Annotated in this window: 11 protein-coding genes and 2 tRNA genes; 5 read left to right on the top strand and 8 right to left on the bottom strand. The window is 62.4% G+C overall.

Features of this window, described 5'->3' with window-relative positions; genetic code table 11:
- Positions 1 to 128: 128 nt before the first annotated feature.
- The 7 genes from AC6CH8_RS21025 to AC6CH8_RS20995 all read right to left on the bottom strand — a co-directional run bounded on the left by AC6CH8_RS21025 (position 129) and on the right by AC6CH8_RS20995 (position 6,504).
- Entirely contained in the window at positions 129 to 968 is an 840-nt protein-coding gene (locus tag AC6CH8_RS21025) for an aldo/keto reductase (RefSeq protein WP_498192214.1), read from the bottom strand.
- Positions 969 to 1,106: 138 nt separating this feature from the next.
- Positions 1,107 to 1,547 (bottom strand): hypothetical protein, encoded by a 441-nt coding sequence (locus AC6CH8_RS21020; protein WP_420180188.1) that lies wholly within the window; start codon positions 1,545 to 1,547, stop codon positions 1,107 to 1,109.
- A gap of 8 nt (positions 1,548 to 1,555) precedes the next feature.
- Positions 1,556 to 2,209: a bacterial proteasome activator family protein gene (locus AC6CH8_RS21015; protein WP_498192213.1), complete on the bottom strand. Its 654-nt coding sequence runs from the start codon at positions 2,207 to 2,209 to the stop codon at positions 1,556 to 1,558.
- Between the two features lie 91 nt (positions 2,210 to 2,300).
- Positions 2,301 to 2,492: a YbdD/YjiX family protein gene (locus AC6CH8_RS21010; protein ID WP_091465449.1), complete on the bottom strand. Its 192-nt coding sequence runs from the start codon at positions 2,490 to 2,492 to the stop codon at positions 2,301 to 2,303.
- Between the two features lie 15 nt (positions 2,493 to 2,507).
- Positions 2,508 to 4,778, bottom strand: coding sequence for a carbon starvation CstA family protein (locus tag AC6CH8_RS21005; protein WP_498192211.1), 2,271 nt, complete (start codon positions 4,776 to 4,778; stop codon positions 2,508 to 2,510).
- Positions 4,779 to 4,923: 145 nt separating this feature from the next.
- Positions 4,924 to 5,472, bottom strand: a complete 549-nt coding sequence (locus tag AC6CH8_RS21000; RefSeq protein ID WP_420180186.1) for a PadR family transcriptional regulator — start codon at positions 5,470 to 5,472, stop codon at positions 4,924 to 4,926.
- A gap of 48 nt (positions 5,473 to 5,520) precedes the next feature.
- Positions 5,521 to 6,504 carry an NAD(P)H-quinone oxidoreductase gene (locus tag AC6CH8_RS20995; RefSeq protein ID WP_420180185.1) on the bottom strand — a complete coding sequence of 328 codons (984 nt, stop codon included), beginning with the start codon at positions 6,502 to 6,504 and terminating at the stop codon, positions 5,521 to 5,523.
- 101 nt (positions 6,505 to 6,605) lie between these two features.
- Between AC6CH8_RS20995 and AC6CH8_RS20990 the strand changes: the two genes are divergently transcribed.
- The 3 genes from AC6CH8_RS20990 (at position 6,606) to AC6CH8_RS20980 (ending at position 12,414) form a co-directional block, all read left to right on the top strand.
- Positions 6,606 to 6,693: transfer RNA gene (locus AC6CH8_RS20990), tRNA-Ser, on the top strand.
- A gap of 215 nt (positions 6,694 to 6,908) precedes the next feature.
- A complete protein-coding gene (locus AC6CH8_RS20985; protein ID WP_420180184.1) occupies positions 6,909 to 7,694 on the top strand; it encodes a VOC family protein in 786 nt (261 codons plus the stop codon).
- A 190-nt stretch (positions 7,695 to 7,884) separates the two neighbouring features.
- Positions 7,885 to 12,414 (top strand): ExeM/NucH family extracellular endonuclease, encoded by a 4,530-nt coding sequence (locus AC6CH8_RS20980; protein WP_498192208.1) that lies wholly within the window; start codon positions 7,885 to 7,887, stop codon positions 12,412 to 12,414.
- A gap of 112 nt (positions 12,415 to 12,526) precedes the next feature.
- On the opposite strand, the gene AC6CH8_RS20975 is transcribed toward AC6CH8_RS20980, so the two are convergent.
- Positions 12,527 to 14,476, bottom strand: coding sequence for an FAD/NAD(P)-binding protein (locus tag AC6CH8_RS20975; RefSeq protein WP_498192206.1), 1,950 nt, complete (start codon positions 14,474 to 14,476; stop codon positions 12,527 to 12,529).
- A gap of 59 nt (positions 14,477 to 14,535) precedes the next feature.
- On the opposite strand from AC6CH8_RS20975, the gene AC6CH8_RS20970 reads away from it, so the two are divergent.
- The gene (locus AC6CH8_RS20970) at positions 14,536 to 16,746 is read left to right on the top strand and encodes a prolyl oligopeptidase family serine peptidase (RefSeq protein WP_420180181.1); all 2,211 of its coding nucleotides are present in this window, start codon (positions 14,536 to 14,538) and stop codon (positions 16,744 to 16,746) included.
- Positions 16,747 to 16,810: 64 nt separating this feature from the next.
- Positions 16,811 to 16,898 (top strand) — tRNA-Ser (locus AC6CH8_RS20965).
- The last annotated feature ends 54 nt before the right edge of the window (positions 16,899 to 16,952 follow it).

The raw sequence follows: 16,952 nt of genomic DNA, 5'->3' as shown, positions 1-16,952 counted from the left end.
CGTCCGCGTCGATCAATTTCAACACAGACTTCGGCGCACTTCGTCACTGTGGTGAGTATCGTCGTCGAGCGTTAACGGCAGGTGCCCCGCCCCCAAGGGGGACGGGGCACCGCGGTAAAACTCGAGGGTTATGCGAAGTCGGAGACTGCCGGGTCCGGACCGATGCGGCCTTCAGCGCCGCGGTCCAAGCCGTTGATGGCCTCGACGTCGGTGGCGTCCAGTGTCACGTTGAGCGCTGCGAAGTTCTCCTGGATGCGGGACTCCGTGACGGACTTGGGGATTACGACGTTGCCGATAGCCAGGTGCCAGGCGATGATGACCTGCGCCGGAGTGGCCTCATGCTTGGCGGCGATCTCAGCCACGGTAGCGCTTTCGAGCAGCTCGCCACCCTGGCCCAGCGGGGACCATGCCTGAGTCAGGATGCCCTTGGAAGCGTTGAATTCGCGGAGGTCGGCCTGATTGAAGAACGGGTGCAGCTCAACCTGGTTGATGGCCGGTACAACACCGGTCTCATCGATGATGTGCTGCAGGCCTTCTTTGGTGAAGTTGGAGACGCCGATGGACTTGACCCGGCCGCGCTTCTTGAGCTCGATGAGGGCTTTCCAAGTGTCCACGTACTTTTCCTGCTTGGGCTGCTGCCAGTGGATCAAGTACAGGTCCAGTGTCTCGAGGCCGAGACGATCCATGGACTCCTCGAAGGCAGCGAGGGTGGATTCGTAGCCCTGGTCGGCGTTCCAGAGTTTGGTGGTGATGAAGATTTCCTCGGCGGAGAGACCAGAGGAAGCAATGGCACGGCCGACGCCTGCCTCGTTGCCGTAGATCTTGGCGGTATCGATGTGGCGGAACCCGGCTTCGAAAGCCTGGCGCACCACCTTTTCGGCTACATCGTCTTCAACTTGCCACACCCCGTAGCCGAGCTGGGGGATGGTGTTGCCGTCGTTGAAAGTAAGTGTTGGTGACGAAGTCATGTTTGCCATCCTGCCAGCAAGCGGTCGCCAAAAGCGCCGAATGTTACGCAGATCAGCTATACGATTAACTTCTTGCATGCAGGGAATAAAGGCGTGCGCTGGTAGTTGCTAACGCGCTGCATTCAGCGCAGTTGCGCTTCAGGCTCCCAGTTGACGCTCCGCATCCGCAACCTGCTCGAAAACTGATTCCGCCCGGCGTCGAACGGACAACGCGCCCACTGGCACGGGTCCCACGGCCAACCTCAACATAGCTGCGGCCTCAGCCGTAGTGGCCAGGGAATTTCCTGCTTTGGATAGGGCCCGGTGAACGCCGGAAAGTCCTCCCGGGACGTCCAAGCCGTCGCTGGGAGACCTTTTCTGGGCTTCGACGCAGATGGTCCTGACCCGAGGCGACAACTCGGCGAGTTCGTTGGCTATTTGCACGAGCTCGTTGTAGAGCTGCTCATCATCCACGCCCTCAAGGACTTGGTGGTACCGATCCAATCCCCGATGAAAACGGTCATGGGCACGGCGCCACAGCCCCTTGCCAAGCTCCAGATCGTCTTTCCGCCCTTGCCGGACGGCCCCAAAGAAACCCACCTGCGAACTCAGAGGTACTGACCCGGACCGTGGTCGGGGTCTTCCCTGCGGCCCTGGGTGGCAGCGCCGGGTGCACCGGGTGCAGCCGCCCGCTGCGGTTGGCCGTTTTCGCCGATGACGATGCCCGGCGCAATCACAGTTCCGGGCGGGAGCTGACGGAGTTGCATCTGAGCGGCAGCGTGCTCTTTGGCAGCTTGCTGTGCGGCGATCGCCGCCTGGATGCCATGGAACAAGCCCTCAAGCCAACCAACGAGTTGTGCCTGCGCAATGCGAAGCTCCGCATCAGAAGGGGCTTTTTCGTCCGGGAGGGGCAGACTGATCCGTTCCAACTCCTCGATGAGTTCAGGAGCCAGCCCATCTTCAAGTTCCTTGATGGACCGCTCATGAATCTCAGCAAGGCGACCGCGAGCGGCGTCGTCCAACGGCGCTGCCTTAACTTCTTCCAGGAGCTGGCGGATCATGGTGCCGATCCGCATCACCTTGGCCGGCTCATCAACGAGTTCGTGAAGGTTACCTCCCTTGGGTTTGGCGCCCTTCGCCACCTCTTCCGCCAAAGGTTGCTGTGCCGCGGGCTTCTCCAGGCCCTCGTCCAGCGTGGTTCCCTCCACGGGGGTGTCGTCCGAAGCCTCATCCGTGGGCTGAATGTTGTTCAGATCGCTCATTCGTTCATACTCTCACGTGCTTCTCGCGAAGCTCAGGCCGCAACCGGTTTTTGGACTTCGTTCGTAGCGAAACTTCGTCGCGCATGCCGCCTCAGCAGCACCTTCCTTGGGGATTGCTGTCCTGGCGGTCCATCCGGTCCCGCCAGAACTCGCGTTCGGTCATGGCGGGACCGGAATGGCCGGTAGCTTCAAAATGCTCCAGGTACTTCCGGTACGCGTCCGCACCCATGAGCGAGCCCATGTAGGTGGCGAAGCCCCGAAGGCCCTTAACGACGGTATTCATCAGTGCCGGCCTTCATTAGTGGTGGCCGGCCTTCTGTGTTCGTTTCTCCGCAGGCAGGGCGTTCCATTCTGCGAGCAACGTCTTCTCGGCGGCCGTCGGGAAGAGCCCCGCCGGTGCGTACACCTTGGAAGGTACAGGCGGGTCTTCGTGGTCCTGACCGCCGCCGGCGCGGATTGCCTTGATGGTTGCCAGTAGGGCGGCGACGATCACGATGATGCTCAAGGTCACGAAGATCACCGAAAGCACGCCCTGGATCATGGTGTTGCGGACCACGGCTTCCATGGCTGCAACGGTCTTGGCTGTACCAAACTCCGTCTTGCCGTCAGCCAGCGCCTTGGAGAACGCCTGATTGTTGGCGAAGTATCCAACTGCCGGGACTGGCGAGAAGATCTTGTGGAAACTGGCCGTGATGGTCACAACCGCCGCGAAAGTCAGCGGAACGGCCACGATCCACAGCCATTTGAACACTCCCCGTTTAGCCGTGATGGCAAGGCAAACAGCCAGTGCAATGGCTGCCAGCAACTGGTTGGCAATGCCGAACAGCGGGAAGAGCGTGTTGATTCCACCCAGCGGATCGGTGACACCCATCAGCAGCACAGCACCCCAGGCACCCACCATAATTGCCGTGCACAGCCAGGCTCCGGGCCGCCATGAGGCTTCCTTGAACTTGGGGACAAAATTGCCGATGGAGTCCTGCAGCATGAAGCGGGCAACACGCGTTCCTGCGTCCACTGCGGTAAGGATGAAGAGGGCCTCGAACATGATGGCGAAGTGGTACCAGAAAGCCATCATTCCCGGGCCGCCGATGAACTGCTGCATGATGTGAGCCAAACCGACTGCCAGCGTGGGAGCGCCACCTGAACGGGAGATAATGCTTTCCTCGCCGACGTCCTTCGCTGTTTGAGCCAGCACGTCCGGGGTGATGTTCACATTGGCCAGGCCAAGGCTGTTCACCCACTGGGCTGCAGATTCCACCGTCCCACCGGTGAGGGCCAGAGGCGCATTCATGGCGAAGTAGATGCCACGGTCGATGGAGATCGCAGCCACCAAGGCCATGATGGCCACGAAGGATTCCATCAGCATTCCGCCGTAACCGATGAAACGGGTCTGCCGTTCCTTCTCAATCAGCTTGGGGGTGGTTCCCGACGAGATGAGTGCGTGGAACCCGGACAGGGCGCCACAAGCGATCGTGACGAACAGGAACGGGAAGAGGGCGCCGGAGAACACCGGGCCGTTCTCCCGGCTGGCGAACTCACTGAACGCCGGGACGGTGATTTCCGGACGCACCACGATGATGGCGAGCGCAAGCATCACGATCACGCCGATCTTCATGAAGGTGGAGAGGTAGTCACGCGGAGCCAGCAGCAGCCAGACCGGCAGGATTGCGGCGATGAACCCGTAAACGATGATGCCCCAGGCAATGGTGACCTTGTCCAGGTGGAAGAAGGCCGCACCCCACTCGGTACCGGCGACGGCGCCGCCTCCAATGATGGCCGCCATCAGGAGCACGAAGCCGATGATGGACACCTCCATCACCTTGCCCGGCCGGATGAAGCGCAGGTAGACACCCATGAACAACGCGATGGGAATGGTCATGCCCACCGAGAACACGCCCCACGGGCTCTCACCGAGGGCGTTGACCACCACCAGGGCAAGGATGGCCACGATGATGATCATGATGAGCAGCGTGGCCACGAGGGCTGCCGTACCACCAATGACACCGAGTTCCTCGCGCGCCATCTGGCCGAGTGAACGGCCACCGCGGCGCATGGAGAAGAACATGACCAGGTAGTCCTGTACGGCGCCTGCAAGAACGACGCCGATGATGATCCAGATAGTGCCGGGAAGGTAGCCCATCTGGGCCGCGATGACGGGTCCCACCAACGGTCCGGCACCGGCAATGGCGGCGAAGTGGTGGCCGAACAACACGTTCCTGTCAGTACGGACGTAGTCCTTGCCATCGGCTTTGTACTCGGCAGGGGTAGCGCGGCGATCGTCCGGTTTGAGCAGGTAACGCTCAATGACTTTGGAGTAGAAGCGGTAGCCGATCAGGTACGTACAGACAGCGGCGAAAACGAACCAGATGGCGTTGACGGTTTCACCGCGCACCAGGGCAAGCATGAACCACGCCACTGCTCCCAGCAGGGAGATAGCAATCCAAAGACCGATCTTGGCGGGGGTCCACCTGCGTTCCTCCGCTTCGCGCACCGAGTCGTCAACAGCCGGTGCAGGCACCGTAGGATCCAGTCCTTCCACGAGTCCGGCCTGGTCAGGAATCTTGCCCATATCTCCTCCTTGAGAACTGCTGCGCTGCCGTGGCACGAAGGCGCGTCACGGGCAAGCTAGCAAAGAGGTTCCCTGGTGCGTGGCGAAACTCACCGCAGCATGGATTGGCTGCGGTGAACGGTAGCTATCGTGCGACCAGCGGTGTCTAACCGACGCCGCGCCCGTCGTTCCCGCGCCCTTGCACCATGCGGGCCTCGCAGAGATCCAACCAGCGAACTTCCGCCTCTGCCTGGAAAATCAAAGAATCGAGCACCAATAGCCAAGCAGTATCCGACGATCTTTGGTTGGCGGAGACGGCCTTTCTCGCCTGCGTATGCTCTTGCAGAGCCTTGACCGAGACCTCGCGTTGGGACTGGATCACCGCAGAAGTATCCACGTCAGGAAGCGTCACTGCGAGCGCCAGCTTGATGGCAATTTCGTTCCTTGGAGGATTGCCCCGGTCCACTGCACCAGCGAACCAGGCCTCAACTTCCTCAGCCCCCGCGTCAGTGATGCTGTAGACGACGTGCCCGCCGCCGTCGTCGCCGTCCTTGCTGACTAAACCGTCGCGCTCAAGCCTGTCCAGGGTTGTATAAACCTGGCCGATGTTCAACGGCCAGGCGGCACCGGTACGGTCCTCGAACTCGACTCGCAGCTCATAGCCGTACCGCGGCTGGTCCTGGAGCAGGGCCAGCAGGCTGTGCCGGATGGACATATGGCTCCTCGCTGCAGTTGGGCGGATAAATACAGTTGAACCGGCGGATCAGAGGAGCAGGAGGACCTTGCCCACATGCTCCCCGGAGTCGAAGTACTCGTGCGCTTCCCGAACATTCTCCAAGGGGAAGGACTTGGCAACGAGGGGCCTGATCCTGCCGTCGGTCAGCATGGGCCACACGAACTCGCGCACGGCGGACATGATGATTCCCTTCTCGGCGACCGGTCGCGGCCGGAGGGCTGTTCCGATAACGGCTGCCCTCTTGCTGAGGAGCAGACCCAAGTTGAGCTCCGCTTTTGTTCCGCCTTGCAGGCCGATGACGATGAGTCGTCCGTACTCGGCGAGCGCCTCGACGTTCTGTTGCAGATATTTGGCACCGACGACGTCGAGGATCACGTCGGCGCCTTTGCCTCCGTTGTGCGCCTTGAGGCTTTCAGCGAAGTCTTCTTCGGTGTAGTTGATGGCGATATCGGCACCGAGGAAGGCCTTGGCGGTGCCGACCTTCTCATCAGTGCCGGCCGTGGTGGCCACCTTCGCGCCATAGGCTTTGGCCAGTTGAATAGCCATGGTGCCGATGCCACCGGTGGCGCCATGGATGAGTACAGTCTCGCCGGGTTGCAGCTGTGCGGTCATGATCAGGTTCGAGTACACGGTGGCGGCAACTTCGGGCAGGGCAGCGGCTGTAACCAAGTCCACGCCTTCAGGAATACGGAGTACCTGCTCCGCCGGAACGGCGACCTGCTGGGCGTAGCCACCGCCGGACAACAGTGCCACGACTTTGTCGCCGACGGAGAACGCTTTGGTTACGCCGGGGCCGAAAGCCGAAATGCGGCCGGAGACTTCCAGTCCGGGAACTTCCGATGCTCCCGGGGGCGGCGGGTAGAAGCCGCGCCGCTGCTGGACGTCGGCGCGGTTCAAACCCGCAGCCACCACGTCAATCAGGACCTCGCCCTCGCCCGGCACTGGTGACGGGACCTCACGGACTTCGAGGACTTCGGGTCCGCCTGGCTCTGAGATATAGACGGCTTTCATGAAGAACTCCCGGTTTCTTGCGTGTTTTCCAGACCCGGGGCAGGGGCTGGAATACGTGATGTTTTGGAACAGCCAACTCCCTATGAAACACTACTAGGCGAGGAAGGTTGTCCGAGCGGCCTAAGGAGCTGGTCTTGAAAACCAGTGTGCGGTAACCCCGTACCAAGGGTTCAAATCCCTTACCTTCCGCGAATGAAATGCCCCGGGTTCCAGGACCCGGGGCATTTTTGTCTCTTGGAGCCAGCCCCGCGGACGCGTGTCTGCGGCGAAGTCGCCCGGAACTGAGAACTGACACCCGGAAGATCATTGAAAGTGTCAGAGGCCCCGCATAGTGTTCTGACTGTCGCCACCCCGCTGACATCGGCCGCAGCTTTGGCTGCGGAATAACAACAGGAGCCTCACCTATGCCCAAGCCTGATATCACTCCCGGTTCCCCCTGCTGGATTGACCTCATGACGTCCGATACGGAGAAGGCCAAGGCCTTTTACACGGCTCTTTTCGGCTGGACCTATGAAACCGGAGACCAGGAGAAGTACGGCGGCTACATCACGGCTTCCAAGGACGGCCGGATGGTCGCGGGCATCATGGAGAAGCAGGCGGACATGGGAGCCATGCCGGACGTTTGGTCCACTTACCTCCGCACGGATGACATCAAGGCGACCACTGAGGCCGCTGCCGCCAATGGCGGCCAGGTGTTCCTGGAACCCATGGAGGTCCCTGAGCAAGGCAGCATGGCCATGTACGGGGATGCCTCAGGCGCCGCTATAGGCGCCTGGCAGTTCGGTGAAATGAAGGGCTACGAGATCGCGGCGGAGGCAGGAGCTCCCGCTTGGCATGAACTACTGGCCAAGGATTACGATTCCGCAGTCACGTTCTACCAGCGTGTCTTCGGCTGGGACACGGAGGTCATGAGCGATACTCCCGAGTTCCGTTATACGACCCTCGGCGCCGGCGACGACGCCAAGGCAGGCATCATGGACGCTTCCGGATTCCTGCCCGAACAGGTCCCCTCCATGTGGAGCGTTTACTTCGCGGTGGAGGATACGGATGCCGCCGTGGAGCAGGCCTCGGCCCTCGGTGCCACGGTCATGCAGCCCGCCGAGGACACACCGTTCGGGCGTTTGGCCACGTTGTCCGACCCCACGGGAGCTGTTTTCAAGGTCATTCAGGACTCGGGGCAGACCGCCTAATCGGCCGCTTTCCGGGTCCTTGTCCGGACCCTCATTGTTGACCCAGGGTCAACCCTCTATTCATCCGTTCGTGTTCAGCTAGGCCCGAGGCAGCTTTACCCGGGAGTAACTTCCGGTACCCGCCCACTTCATAAGACAGTGGGCGCCATTCATGGAGCCCCACAGGGCTCACTGATGAAAGTTCGAGCGGATGAAACTTATGCATTGGAAATCCTTGGCGGGCACTGTCCTGTCGGCTGGGTTAATCACCGCCCCGTTGACGGCCGTGCCGGCCTTTGCAGCTGATGAGCTCGCCGTCGGCCCTTCCCCGGTGGTGATCAACGAGGCCTATCTCAGCGGTGGTAGCAGCGGTGCCGCCTTCAAGAACAAGTTCGTTGAACTTTACAATTCCTCGGACGCACCGGTCAGCTTGGCGGGCTGGTCGCTGCAATACCGGGCAGCCACGGCCACAGCAGCACCCACAGGAATCACTCCCCTGACGGGCAGCATTCCCGCGAAGGGGTACTTCCTGGTCCAGGGTGCCACCAACAGCGGGACTTCCACGGCACCGGCGCTTCCCACGGCCGATGTGCAGGCCACAGGAACGCTGAATCCCAGCGGAACCACTGGAACACTCGTCCTGGCCAAGCAGGCCACTGCTGTCTCTCCGCTTCCGGCGGGGTCGGTGACGGGCAACGCCGCCATCGCTGACCTCTTGGGCTATGGCAGCTCCAACACCTTTGAGACCGCCGCTGCCACCGCACCTACCAGCAACGCGGACGTCAAAAGCTTGAACCGCGCCAATGGTGTGGACACCGACTCCAACGCCGCTGACTTCAGCCTCAGCGCAACCATCACCCCCACTGCCTCCAACGGTGGCGGAACCCCGCCGGTTGACCCCCAGCCGGAGCCCGGCGTCAAGACCATTGCCGAGATCCAGGGCACCGGTACGGCCAGTCCGTTTGTTGGCAGCACCGTGACCACCAACGGCAAGGTCACCGCTGTCTACGCAACCGGCGGCTTCAACGGCTACTACGTGCAGACCGCCGGAAGCGGCGGTGAAAGCGCGGGGGCGGCAAGGACGGCGTCCGACGCTTTGTTCGTCTACTCACCCTCAACGACGTCGGCGGTCCAGCCCGGCGACTACGTGCAACTCACCGGTGTCGTCAGCGAGTTCGCCAGCCAAACCCAGCTCACCGTTGAGGCGGCGGGGTTGCAGAAGCTCACCGAGGCTGCGCCGGAGGTAAAGTCCACGCCGTTCACGCTGCCTGCCAATGAGGCCGCGAGGGAAAGTCTGGAGGGCATGCTCCTGGCTCCCCAGGGTGACTTCACGGTCACGGACAACTACTCCCTGAACCAGTACGGCGAGATCGGCCTCGCGGCCGGCACGTCGCCGTTGGTGCAGCCGACTGCGGTGGCCACCTACGGTTCGCCTGAATACGCCGCGGTGGTTGCCGACAACGCGCTGCGCGGCATCAAACTCGACGACGGCGCGTCCACCAACTTCCTCAAGGACGCCACCACCAAGGCTCAGCAGTTGCCGTATCTGACCACATCGGATCCTGTACGTGTTGGCTCACCTGCGCGGTTCCGGACCGACGTCATTCTGGGCTATGGCAACAACTCCTGGAAGTTCCAGCCCCTTACCGCGCTCACTCCGGCCAACGCCGAGTCCGTCCAGCCGGCAAGCTTTACTGCAACCCGGCCCGAAGGTCCCGCGGAGGTAGGAGGCAACCTCAAACTGGCTTCCTTCAATGTGCTGAACTACTTCCCCACCACCGGTGACCAGCTGGCTGGCTGCGTTTTCTACACCGACCGCGACGGCAACCCGATCACGGTCAAGGAAGGCTGCAACGCCCGAGGTGCTGCCAACGCCGAGAACTTCGAGCGCCAGCAGACCAAGATCGTTGCCGCTATCACCAAGTCCGGCGCCGACGTCGTATCCCTTGAAGAGATCGAAAACTCCGCACAGTTCGGTAAGAACCGCGACGACGCCCTGTCCAAGCTAGTGGACGCCCTCAACGTCAAGACCCCCGGGGTCTGGGACTACGTGCGCACACCCGCCAACGCTCCCCCGCTCAGCGACGAGGACATGATTCGCACTGCATTCATCTTCAAGAAGGCAGTGGCCGAGCCCGTGGGTGAGTCCATCATCCACAACGACACCGTGGCCTTTGCCAGTGCGCGCAAGCCCCTCGCACAGCTCTTCAAGCCGGTTGGCGGAGACGATGACAAGAAGTTCATCGCGATCGTGAACCATTTCAAGTCCAAGGGCTCCGCCGCCACCCCGGATGACACGGACAAGGGCCAGGGCGCCTCGAACATTGCCCGCACCAAGCAGGCTGAATCACTCCTCGCGTTCTCCAAGGACCTCCAGGCCTCCAAGGGCACGGACAAGGTCTTCCTGATCGGCGACTTCAACGCCTACGCCAAGGAAGACCCCATCAACGTCCTCACCACGGCCGGCTACACCGACCTCGAGGCGGGTACAGGCAAGCACTCCTACCTCTTCGGCGGCATGGTGGGCTCCCTGGACCACATCCTGGCTTCCCCGGCCGCCCACAAAGTGGTCACCGGAACCGACATCTGGAACATCAACTCCGTGGAGTCCGTCGCGCTGGAGTACAGCAGGTATAACAACAATGTGACCAACTACTATGCCGGGGACGAGTTCCGGGCCAGCGACCACGATCCTGTGGTGGTGGGCCTGAACCTTACTGCTGACCAGCCGGCGACAGTTGACTTGCAGTTCCTGGGTATCAACGACTTCCACGGCCGGATCGACTCCAACACAGTCCTCTTCGCCGGAACGGTTGAGAAGCTCCGCGCTGCAGCTGCCCCCGGCGCTACCGCTTTCATTTCCGCCGGTGACAACATCGGTGCTTCCCTCTTCGCTTCTTCGGTAGCGAAGGACCAGCCAACCATCGACGTCCTGAACGCGCTCGAGCTGCAGGCTTCGGCAGTGGGCAACCACGAGTTCGACGGCGGCTGGGCGGACCTGCGCGACCGCGTCGCAGCCGGAGGTGCCAACGCGAAGTTCGCCTATCTGGGTGCGAATGTCTACCAGAAGGGCACCACAACGCCGGTCCTGCCGGAGTACAAGGTCCTGGACATGAACGGCATGCGGGTGGCAGTGATCGGTACTGTCACGCAGGAAGTTCCCTCCCTGGTGACGCCGGCCGGCATTACCGACCTCGAGTTCGGCGACCCTGTGGAAGCCATCAACCGGGTGGCCGCGAAGATCAAAGCCGAAAACCTGGCCGACCTCATCATCGTGGAAAACCACGACGGAGCTGCTTCAGGAACGCCTGAGGGCGCCACGTTGGAGCAGGAAGTTGCAGCCGGCGGACCCTTCGCGAAGCTGGTCAACGAAACCACTCCTGACGTCGCCGCGATCTTCACGGGTCACACGCACAAGGAGTACGCCTGGGACGCCCCGGTACTGGACGCCAACGGCCAGCCGACCGGCAAGACCCGACCCATCGTACAGACCGGCAACTACGGCGAGAACGTGGGCAGCGTGACCCTCACCGTGGATACCGCAAGCAAATCAGTCACTGCTTACAAGGCCGCCATCGTGGACCGGACAACAGAAACCGCTGAAAGCCTCGTCGCTGCCTACCCACGGGTGGCTACTGTGAAGACCATCGTGGACAAGGCACTCGCCGAGGCTGCCGTCATCGGCAATCAGCCGGTGGGCGCAGTGACCGCTGATATCACCACAGCCTTCACCCCGGATCCTGCCGGCGGCGCCCCCAAACGGGACGATCGCGCGAACGAATCCACGCTTGGCAACCTGGTGGCGGACTCCCTGGTGGATACGCTCAAGGCGCCCGAACTGGGTTCCGCGGAGATCGGCGTCGTGAACCCCGGCGGGCTGCGTAACGAGCTGTACTACGCGCCGGACGGCACCATCACTTACGCCGAGGCCAACGCGGTCCTGCCTTTCGTGAACAACCTCTGGACCACCTCCCTCACAGGTGCGCAGTTCAAGACACTCCTGGAACAGCAGTGGCAGACAAATGCTGACGGGACCATCCCCAGCCGCCCGTACCAGCAGCTTGGAGTGTCCAAGAACGTCAACTACACCCATGACGCCGCCCGCCCGGCTGGTGACCGCATCACCGGTATTTGGGTCAACGGCGCTGTGATCGACCCTGCCAAGCAGTACAGGATCGGGACGTTCAGCTTCCTGGCTACCGGCGGTGACAATTTCCGGATCTTCAAGGAGGGCACGGACACAAAGGACACAGGCCTGGTGGACCGCGATGCGTGGATCAAGTACCTGCGCGAACACAATCCTGTTTCACCGGACTTCGCACGCCGTTCCGTTGCCGTGGCCAACACCACAGCGGCTGAGGTCAAAGCCGGCGACTCCATTACCCTGGCCGTCACCAAACTGAACCTCACCTCGATCGGCAGCCCCGCCAACGCAACGCTGAACGCCGTCTTCGTGGACGCTAAGGGCGCCGCCGTGGCGCTCGGCTCCGTCCCCGTGACCTCAGGGGCCGCCACAGTGGACCTTAAGGTTCCCGCCGCGGCGGCTGCAGGCACCGGCACAGTGGTGCTCACCGCCGTCGAAAGTGGAACCGTGGTGAAGGCCTTGGTGACAGTGGCTGAGAGCGGTCCGAACCCGCCGCAGTGCACCGCGCCTACCAAGCCGTCCAAGTGGTACGACATCGCAGGATGGCTCCGGTACGCCTTTGCGTGGGTGGAGTATCAGAGGTGCCTGAGGGGCTAACCCCCTGAGCCATCCGGCCTGCCGGAAGCAACAGCGGGGCCCTCACGATCTTCTTCGTGAGGGGCCCTGCGTTTTCTGACTTGCTGGCGGTTTCCGGCCAAGCTGGTGTGCGTCACCGGCCAAGAATGCTGCGCGCTATCTCATCGGCATCGCGGAGCGTTCTCTGGCCGCTCGCGTAGGCAGGTCCGGTGCGCGGACGGGCCTCAGCGGCAATGGCTGTCCCCCACTGCGACGCAGACAGTTGGAGGCCCAGGACATACAAGTTCCTGGTGATGGAACCATTCGCCGCCAGAGGCCTGTAAGGATGCGGTTTAACGTCAAGGCCGGTGGTCTGCATGGGCGTGCCTTCAACACTCATCATGATCTTGGTGCGCACCAGCCCATCGGCCATGAGCTGTTCCAGAAGGGGTGACAGGTTGATGCCCACCCTGTTGGCCGGCGACATCGCCTCCACAAGAGTCCTTGCTTCAACCGGAGCGTCGTGGACCCACGGCGAAACCGCCCGGAACACCCTGGCTCCACGGTCCACGCTGAACTTCGGGTCCGGTCCCACGAAACTCACGACGCCGGCACGCGCCAAAGCGGCCAACTGCTCCGATCGCAGTGCAGGCGCACCGCTTGCCAGGCCTTCAACAAAAGACTCGAACCAGCCGCGCAAACCACCCAGCCACGATTCATCGGTGATGCCCCCGTCCGCTACCACGGATTTGAGGATCGCCCGCCCGGTGTGGAGGGCACCGATCGCCATCTTGACAGGGTCCGCCTCGCCTAGTGCCGATCGTCGGGCATCATCATCAAGGTAGGCCGTGATGGTGGCGTCCAGCTCGCGGCGGGAAGCGAAGGTCCGCCCAGCGAGCGGCGCCGCGAGCCCCCTCAGGTTCAGCCGGCGGGAAGCGACGACGTGTTTTTCCACGACGTTTCCCACTTCGACTTCCCAGTTCGCGGTGGTGTGCGCATGCGGTTGGAGCGCATCTTCAAGGTCGGCAAGGAACTGTGCGGGGTCCTTGATCGCGGCGGGCTGGGACCGCGCAAGTGTTGAGTAATAGGCCCAAAGTGCATCCCGGTGAAGCAACGGCCAGAGGTCATGATCGAACCCCGGCTGGATACCGGCCGCACGGAAGCGGTCCACGGCATCTTCTGTCAGATAGCGCATGGTGATGCTGCTGGGGTAATAACCCGCCAACCCGGCCTTCGCGCGGTAAGGGGTGCCCCTGCGGGACGCTGCAATGATCCTGGGCTCCCGGCCCGAAGCCCGGTACTCGAGGATACCCGTGCCGGGCGTACCAGCCTCGACGAACTTACCGCCGCGCCCCTCCGTCAACTGGCCCATGACATCGAAGAAGTTCAGACCCATGCCTCGGACCAGCACGGGTTCGTTGTCAGGCACGGCCTGCCAATCAACGTCGGCAGGCGGTGCGGGCGGGAAGTACCTCAGGCCCTGCTCCTCCGCGGCGCTCTTGAAGGACCGCTGCTCCGGGTTCAACCTGGACTCAATGTGGCCCAGAGCGAGGACCACGGAACCGACGGTGAGCGTCTCGCCGTTGTCGAGTTCGACGTCGAACCCCTCATCCTTTTCGCCCTTCACAGGCTGCGCGGCGACGGCGAGCGCCTCATGAAAGGTGACCTCGACGCCGTCGGGAAGCCTTTCGAGCAGCCCTGCCAAAGTTTGGCGCAGGTACCGCCCGTACAGCGCGCGGCTGGGGAAGTCGTGCGATTCCAGGGTGGCCAGTTCCGCTTTCTCGGCATCGTTCAGTCCCATGCCGTCACGACGCCGGGCCTCGCGCCACTGATCGAACGAACCACCCGCGAGCGGTGGGGCGAGTTGAGGGTCCTCAGGAATGAGGGTGGGATAGAACGATTGGGTGTTCATCAAGTAGAGGCGTGACTGCTCCGGCTGCCACACATGACCGGACCCGGCCGGATAAGGGTCCACAACATCGATGAGAAGGGTGGTTCCTGGCGTCCTGTCCGCAGACCAGTTCGCGAGCAACCGCTCGAGGACACTAGTGCCCCGAGGGCCGGCCCCGATCAGGGCAACACGGTTGGTTTGCGATTTAGCCACGCTCAAGCCTAACTTCCTGTGACTTGCTTACTGTTGAAGAGTGTTGCTTGGATGGGGCGATGACCACCACAGAAGCTGATCAGTCGCCACTTCCCGAGAATGAGACCGCGCCGGCCCCCGGCCCGCGGCATGCAGCGGACGTCGCGCCTGAGCCGACGGATGAAAACGTTTGGCTTGAAAACATCCACGGCGAAGAGCAGCTGGCGTGGGTCCGCGAGCAGAATGCCCGCACCGAGGAGTTACTGGAGGACGCCGAGTACGCGGCCGTTGAGGCTGGCATCCTGGAGGTCCTCGACTCCAACGATCGCATCGCTATGGTCTCCAAACGCGGCGATTTCTACTACAACTTCTGGAAAGACCAGGAACATCCCAAGGGCCTGTGGCGTCGAACTACGTGGGAAAGCTACCTCACTGAGGAGCCGGAGTGGGACGTCCTGCTGGATATCGACGCCCTTGCCGCTGCCGAAGGCGTTGAGTGGGTCTTCCATGGTGTCGGCTTCCTCCGTCCTGCCGACGGCTCCGAGTACCGCCTGGCCATGGTTTCGCTCTCCCCCGACGGCGGCGACGCTGACCGCCACCGCGAGTTCGACGTCGAGTCCCGCACCTTCGTGGAGGGTGGCTTTGACGTGCCGACAGCCAAAGGCAATGTCAGCTGGTTGGATGCCGACACTTTGCTGGTGTCCAGCACGGCGGACGGGCTCCCCGCAACTACGTCCTCCTACGCCCGTACCGGAGTGAAGCTTCGCCGCGGCCAATCGCTGGCCCAGGCAGAGCGCCTCTTCGAAATCCCCGAGGACCACATGTTGGCCATGGTGGCCCACGATTCCACCCCGGGCTATGAGCGGACCTTCGCCGTGGACTACATCGACTTCTATAACCGGAGTACGTCGCTGCTGCGTGACGACTCCTGGGTGGTCATCGATGTCCCCACGGATGTGAACATCAGCGCCCACCGGGATTGGCTGCTGTTCCGTCCGCAGAAGGACTGGGATGTTGCCGGTGTTCTCTACCCTGCCGGGTCCTTGCTGGCCGCGGACTTCGAGTCTTACCTGGCGGGTTCCCGGTCATTGCTGGTCCTGTTCACGCCGGATGCCCACACGTCGCTGCAGTCGTGGAGCTGGACCAAGGACTACCTCCTGCTGAACCTCCTGCGCGATGTGTCTTCCGAAATCCGAGTGTTGGACCCGGCCCGTCCCGATTCTGAAGGCGGCTGGGCCTCCACCGTCCTGGACGCCTGCCCTCCACTGCATGACGTCAATGCCTATGCCGTGGATGACGAAGACCCTGGCGCTGAAGGCAACGACTTCTGGCTGGTGGCCACCGGCTTCACCACGCCCACCACCCTGACCAGGGGGACACTTGTTGCCGGGGCGGCGAGCCGGCACGCCGAGGTGAAGCGGTCGCCGTCGTTCTTCAACGAGGCCGACTACGAAGTCCAGCAGCACTTCGCTGTTTCTGACGATGGGACCAAGGTTCCCTACTTCCAGGTTGCGTCCAAGGACTTGGTCTTGGACGGCCAAAACCCCACCCAGCTTTCCGGCTATGGCGGGTTCGAAGTTTCCAGGACACCGGCCTACAGCGGAACAATCGGGCGGGCCTGGCTGGAACGCCGCACCCTGGGCGTATCCTCCGACGACGGAGCTGCCGCACACTCACGCGGTGGTGTTTTCGTTGTTGCCAACATCCGCGGCGGTGGCGAATACGGTCCGTCCTGGCACCGTGCAGCACTTCAGGAGAACCGGCACCGTGCATACGAGGACTTCGCCGCCGTGGCGAAGGACCTCATCTCGCGAGGCGTCACCAGCCGCCGTCGACTCGGCTGCGTAGGCGGTTCCAACGGCGGCCTCCTGGTGGGCAACATGCTGACCCAGTACCCGGAACTGTTCGGGGCTGTTTCCTGCGGGGTGCCCCTCCTGGACATGCGCCGCTACACCAAGCTCTCCGCCGGATACTCCTGGATCGCCGAATACGGTGACCCTGATGTTCCGGTCCAGTGGGAGTTCATCCGCACTTTCTCGCCGTACCACTTGCTACACGACGGTGTGGAATACCCTGAGACTTTCATTTGGACAGCCACCTCCGATGACCGTGTGGGACCTGTCCAAGCCCGCAAAATGGCGGCGCGCATGCAGGCCATGGGCATCCCGAACGTCTGGTTCCATGAAGCTCTTGAAGGCGGTCACGCGGGCGCCTCCGACAACAGGCAGGCGGCAGCGCTCCAGGCCCGGAGCAACCACTTCCTGTGGCGTTCCTTGGCCGGAAGCAACTGACAAGAAGCTGTTTTGCGCTAGACGGCACCTTCTGCGTATCCTTGGTGGGCTAGCAATAGCAAAGGGAGACGTGCCAGAGCGGCCGAATGGGCTTCACTGCTAATGAAGTGTGGGGCACAACTCCACCGGGGGTTCAAATCCCCCCGTCTCCGCGAATAGGTCCCGGTTTTCGAACCGGGACCTTTTGCGTTAAGCCCGCTTCACGG

This window comes from Paenarthrobacter sp. GQ52, from assembly GCF_059759005.1.
The sequence above is the reverse complement of the archived record's forward strand: the minus strand, read 5'-3'. Positions and strand labels throughout refer to the sequence as shown.

Bases quoted from the DNA above. Each gene is read 5' to 3' on its own strand.
- AC6CH8_RS21025 (WP_498192214.1), bottom strand. From the start codon at position 968: ATGACTTCGTCACCAACACTTACTTTCAACGACGGCAACACCATCCCC.
- AC6CH8_RS21015 (WP_498192213.1), bottom strand. From the start codon at position 2,209: ATGAGCGATCTGAACAACATTCAGCCCACGGATGAGGCTTCGGACGAC.
- AC6CH8_RS21010 (WP_091465449.1), bottom strand. From the start codon at position 2,492: ATGAATACCGTCGTTAAGGGCCTTCGGGGCTTCGCCACCTACATGGGC.
- AC6CH8_RS21005 (WP_498192211.1), bottom strand. From the start codon at position 4,778: ATGGGCAAGATTCCTGACCAGGCCGGACTCGTGGAAGGACTGGATCCT.
- AC6CH8_RS21000 (WP_420180186.1), bottom strand. From the start codon at position 5,472: ATGTCCATCCGGCACAGCCTGCTGGCCCTGCTCCAGGACCAGCCGCGG.
- AC6CH8_RS20995 (WP_420180185.1), bottom strand. From the start codon at position 6,504: ATGAAAGCCGTCTATATCTCAGAGCCAGGCGGACCCGAAGTCCTCGAA.
- AC6CH8_RS20985 (WP_420180184.1), top strand. From the start codon at position 6,909: ATGCCCAAGCCTGATATCACTCCCGGTTCCCCCTGCTGGATTGACCTC.
- AC6CH8_RS20980 (WP_498192208.1), top strand. From the start codon at position 7,885: ATGAAACTTATGCATTGGAAATCCTTGGCGGGCACTGTCCTGTCGGCT.
- AC6CH8_RS20970 (WP_420180181.1), top strand. From the start codon at position 14,536: ATGACCACCACAGAAGCTGATCAGTCGCCACTTCCCGAGAATGAGACC.